This is a genomic window from Streptacidiphilus anmyonensis (genome assembly GCF_000787855.1).
Taxonomy (GTDB): Bacteria; Actinomycetota; Actinomycetes; order Streptomycetales; family Streptomycetaceae; genus Streptacidiphilus; species Streptacidiphilus anmyonensis.
Window position 1 is genome coordinate 24,012 of the sequence record NZ_BBPQ01000041.1, and the last position, 4,562, is coordinate 28,573.

Sequence of the window (4,562 nt, forward strand, 5' to 3'; positions counted from 1 at the left end):
TGTAGGCAGGCCGGTCCGCCCCCGCGCTCCCGGTGCGCTTTTCGCTGTTCGTGGTGATCGACGTGGGCTTGCTGGTGCCATCCGCGCGCAGCGCGAGACCACGCCCACCCGCAGCGGCCGCAACTGTCGCATCGTGGTCAGCCTGCGGGTTTTCCACAGCGCGAGCGCCCTTACGGACAGGTACCTCGCCTACGGCGGATGACGAGGCAGCTCGCTCGTCATCTGGTGAGTCAGTCCTAGGTGATTCCCTATACGCGAGGGATCCCTTACCAACCACACCACCGGATCCCTCACCAACACAGGAACCGGCAGCCGCACCGGAAGCGATATCCACAGTGGTCACATCGGTGTCAGGCACGTCCTCCTGAACCTCCAGGCGCGCCTCGGGAGCGACGTCGTGAGCGAGCATCAGGTGGCGTCCGTACGCCCCGGCCCGGCGCTGCACCGTGATCCAGCGCGCCGACTCCACCTCGTCCACGACCACCCCGGCCGCGTCAGCCGTGATCGGCTGCCCGGCCTTCTGCCCCGAGTGGTGGCGCAGGTAGCCCGCCAGCTCCGCCTCGGTCAGCGCACCCTTCATCTTCTCCGTGTAGGCGATGACCGCATACGCGCGCAGCTGGCGTGGCGTCAGGTCCTCAGCCGCCGCCACCGGGATCCACACGAACGCCTCCCCCGGCAGCGCTGCCCGGACCCGGCGAACTGCGGAGGCACCGCGGCCGCCGCTGTAGGTCCGCCGCTCCGTCTCCAGCTCCACGACGCCGTCCTCGGACGCCGGCCGCGACAGCGCCGTCAGCCCGCGCTCCACCGACGCCGTCGACAGCCCCAGGTATCCGGCGATCGTCGCCGCGCGCGCCTGGCACCCCTCCGGCCGCGCGCCCAGCGCGCCGACCTTCACGTACACCGACACCGCGACATCCGGGTACGACGGCGAGGCGATCACCCGCATCGGCACCCGTACCCGCTGCTTCCGCACCACTCCCGCGCCGGATACCGGCGCCGCCGACCGCTCTTGGCGGGGCGCGGGCACCCAGGTCTCCACAGCGGCCTCCACCGCTGCGGCGCTCACCGAAGCACCTCCGTCGGAGCCACCGTGGCCACGGCGGCAGAGACCGCAGCTGCTAGCAGGCGCGCGCTAGCGCCCGTGTGACCGGCCAACCGTGTGATGTGCGCCACACTTGCGCGAAGTGCGCCGCGCTCTTCTGCGCCCTGGAAGCCCAGGTGGCGCAAGGGTCGATCATCTTTCGTCCCGCGAGGCGGGACCGCGACATGCCGATGTCCCGCCTCGCGAAACTGGCGGGACGCCGACCGGACCTGCAAAATGACAAACACCTCCTCAGGGAGTAGAGGGCATACGAAAGCCGCCCTCGGTGCAGTGATGGGCCTGGTTAACGGCCCGCTTGGCAAATCGCCCGAACTCGGCCGGCGTGGTAACCGGCAAGAACGGGCAGGCCCGGGGTGGTACCCGGACCGGTACGACAGATGGCCGCAGCGCCTGCGCCTGGTGGTGGTACACCAGAGCACGGCACGGCCGGGGGCGGCAGGAGCCGCCCCAGCAGACCTAGGTCATCCCCGCCCCCTCAACCTCGCCAGAGGTGCGTCCACTGGCGTCCTGAGCAGAGGCGAAACGAACGCCCCGCAGGCAGGACAGCGACAATCGGCGCTGCCCTCTCGGCGGGGTGCTGTCGTTGGAGCCCCGGGTGGGGGCAGCCAGCGCATCGTCGACCGCCCTCCTTCCACGGGTCTGGGTCGCTGCGTGCCCGGCGTGGATCACGCTGTCACGCACAGTACCTCTAGATCTGCGGACACCGTGGCTGCAAATCCCTCCGTTGCCGTATGTGCGAACGGAGCCGGTCGACAGGCCGGACATAGCGGTTGATACGCGATCAGATCGCACAGACTCGCGGAACGCGGGCGCGCAGGTACGCGCAGCAGAGTCCGAAGCCGGTCGGAGAGTCTGGAAGGCCGGGCCCGCCCGGAAGTATGAGCTCTGCGGGGCATGGGTGTTGGCCCCACGGCGGGGTGTTGCGCGTCCGGCTCCGGGTACAGGTACCCTTCTCACGTCGCCATCCTTGCTTGAAAGGGTGTGCGGCTGGCCGCCAGGACCCCCACTACAAGGTCCTTCGGCCCCGTGGCCCCTCTCGCCTTGTCCAAGGGCGATCGACGGGGCCACGCTCATTTCTTGATCACGCTTGGGCGCTACTCTATCGCTCTCCCGATACTCCTGGTGCAGCAGGGCATGACGTGTCGTCACCACGGAGCTGGGGACCTGGCGCACCTGGACCCACGACGCGCCGCCAGCCGACCACGCCGCCATCACCCACCTGCTCACGCTGTAGGAGCCGCAGCCCATGACCACGATCGGCCTCCTCCACCCCGGCAGCATGGGCGCACCCGTCGGCGCCTGCGCCGTCCAGGCCGGGCACCGAGTGCTGTGGACCCCGGAAGGGCGCAGCGAAGCGACCCGTGCCCGCGCCGAGCAGTACAGCCTCGAGGCCGCGACGCTGGAGCAACTGCTGGCTGACGCCGACGTGCTGCTCAGCCTGTGTCCGCCGGCGGCTGCCGTCGACATCGCCCAACAGGTCGCCGACATCGGCTTCACCGGCGTGTACATCGACGCCAACGCCGTCAGGCCGGCCACCGTCCTCGGCATCGCTGACGTCCTGCCGAAGGAGACGGTGCTCGTTGACGCCGCCGTGGTCGGCTCGCCGCCGGTCGCCGGAAAGACGCCGACGCTGTACCTGGCTGGCCCCGCCGATGCGACCGACCTGGCGGAGGAGCTCTTCGCCGCAACGGCCGTGCACACCACGGTGCTGGGCACCGAACCCGGGCAGGCCTCCGCGCTCAAGCTCGCGTACAGCAGCTTCCAGAAGGCAAGTCGGATGCTCGCGGCCCTGGCCGTCGGAGTCGCAGCCGAGCACGGCGTCGACCAGGAGCTCGCCGCCATCGCCGCCCGCCGCACCGGCTCGTACCTCGCGGAGACCGCGTACATTCCCAAGACAGCCGCGCGGGCCTGGCGGTGGGGGCCGGAGCTGGAAGAGGCAGCCGAGATGCTCGCCGACGCCGGGCTGCCGCCGGACATGCTCACCGCGGCCGCGGCCGCGCTCGCCCGCTGGGACGACAGCAAAGACCAGCAGCTCAGCATCGACGAGGCACTCGCGCGCCTCGCCCACCCGTAGCCCCCACCCGCCGTGCTCATGCCTGCGCCGCCCCCGCCCGCTGCATCAGCAACCGGTCGATGAGTTGTGCGGCCTCTTCCGGGGTGTGGTCCTCGGTGGAGATGGTCAGGTCCCAGCTGATGATGCCGGGGTACCGGTCCAGGTCATCCTGGGTCGCGTCCCACGCCTCCAGGCGCGCCGTCGTGTCCGCGTCGCCGCGGCCCCGCGACCGCTCCCCCGTTGTCTCCCTGGAGCACCACAGCAGCACCGTCACCCAGTCGGCCCGGTAGCCCGAGGCCACCGTGTGCACCCCAGCGACCTGGCCCAGGTGCACCACCGGTACCCCGGCGGCGAAGGCGTCGTCCAGGCCCGGACGGTCGACGACGTAGACGTTGCCGTAACGCGCGTTCTCGTAGACCACGTCGCCGGCCTTCTCCAAGCTGGCCAACTGCTCAGGGCTGCCCATCCGGTAGCCGGAGCTCTTCCCGCTGCCGACCTTCAACCGCTCGAACTGGCGGAACTCCGGCGCGATAGCGGCCAGCGCGGCCGTCACCGTGTCCTTCCCCGCAGCCGGCGGCCCGTACAGCAGGACCCCGAATCGATACTCCCCGTGCCGACCACTCATCAGGACACCATCCCCAGCGCGAGACGCGCGCGGTCCGCCAGCGAGACCGCGGACCCGAAGCGGTTGTCCACGACCAGGTGCGGCACCACGGGACGGAGCTCCAGGTCCAAGCCGGAGACGTACTCCTCCCAGTTCTGCAGCTTCCAGGTGTCGCGAGCGGCGGATCGCTGCCCGATGTACTCGCGCATCGACTCCGGATCGCACTGCACCCACACCGGGGCCACCGTCACGCCGCGCGCGGCGCACCGGTTCTCCAGGCGCCGCATCCACCCCTCATCGACCATCTCCGCGATGAACGGCGCGGTGACCACGCTGCTGATCCCACAGTCGATGTTCGAGTAGGTCGCCTTCAGCAGGCACTCGTACTCCAGCGGCCGCACCCGGGACCGATACAGGTCGGACTGCCGGTCGTTCGGCTCCGAGCCCAGCTCCACCAGCAGGGCCTCCACCAACGCCCGGCTCATCGGGTCCTTGTCCAGCAACGGCCAGCCCGTCAGCTCCGACAGGAACCGAGCGAGCTCGCTCTTCCCAGACCCGGCATAGCCTCCGACCAGCACGAGCGTGGTCGCATTGGTGTCCCCGCCGGTGTGTCGCCGCTTCCACGCGTCCATCACCCGCTGCTGGAACCCGTAGGCGTCGATCCCCGCCGTGCCCGGCGCCATGTGCATCAGCGCCCGTTCCACTGCCAGGACGTGCCCGCCGTTGTGCTGGTGGTCCATCGGCGTCAGGTCGAACGCGGCCGCCTCCTCACCCGGCAGTGGGTCACGGAAGCCGAGCTGCCG

General features: G+C 70.4%; 3 protein-coding genes and 1 pseudogene. 1 reads left to right on the forward strand and 3 read right to left on the reverse strand.

Translation table 11 applies throughout. The features are described from left to right. Nucleotides 1-1,066, reverse strand: a pseudogene (locus TR50_RS47105) (hypothetical protein); the annotation flags it as partial. A gap of 1,282 nt (nucleotides 1,067-2,348) precedes the next feature. Here TR50_RS47105 and TR50_RS28075 point away from each other — a divergent pair. Continuing rightward, nucleotides 2,349-3,176 carry an NAD(P)-dependent oxidoreductase gene (locus TR50_RS28075; RefSeq protein ID WP_042428025.1) on the forward strand — a complete coding sequence of 276 codons (828 nt, stop codon included), beginning with the start codon at nucleotides 2,349-2,351 and terminating at the stop codon, nucleotides 3,174-3,176. 16 nt (nucleotides 3,177-3,192) lie between these two features. Here TR50_RS28075 and TR50_RS28080 read toward each other — a convergent pair whose 3' ends face one another. Beyond that, on the reverse strand, nucleotides 3,193-3,780 hold the full coding sequence (locus TR50_RS28080) for a guanylate kinase (protein WP_042428027.1): 588 nt from the start codon (nucleotides 3,778-3,780) through the stop codon (nucleotides 3,193-3,195). Beyond that, nucleotides 3,780-4,562: P-loop nucleotide/nucleoside kinase family protein (locus TR50_RS28085; RefSeq protein WP_084701102.1), on the reverse strand; the 783-nt coding region annotated here is incomplete at its 5' end. The genes TR50_RS28085 and TR50_RS28080, both read right to left, overlap by 1 nt.

What these genes read in the sequence shown, in the direction of transcription:
- TR50_RS28075 (WP_042428025.1), top strand. Translation starts at nt 2,349, where the DNA reads ATGACCACGATCGGCCTCCTCCACCCCGGCAGCATGGGCGCACCCGTC.
- TR50_RS28080 (WP_042428027.1), bottom strand. Translation starts at nt 3,780, where the DNA reads ATGAGTGGTCGGCACGGGGAGTATCGATTCGGGGTCCTGCTGTACGGG.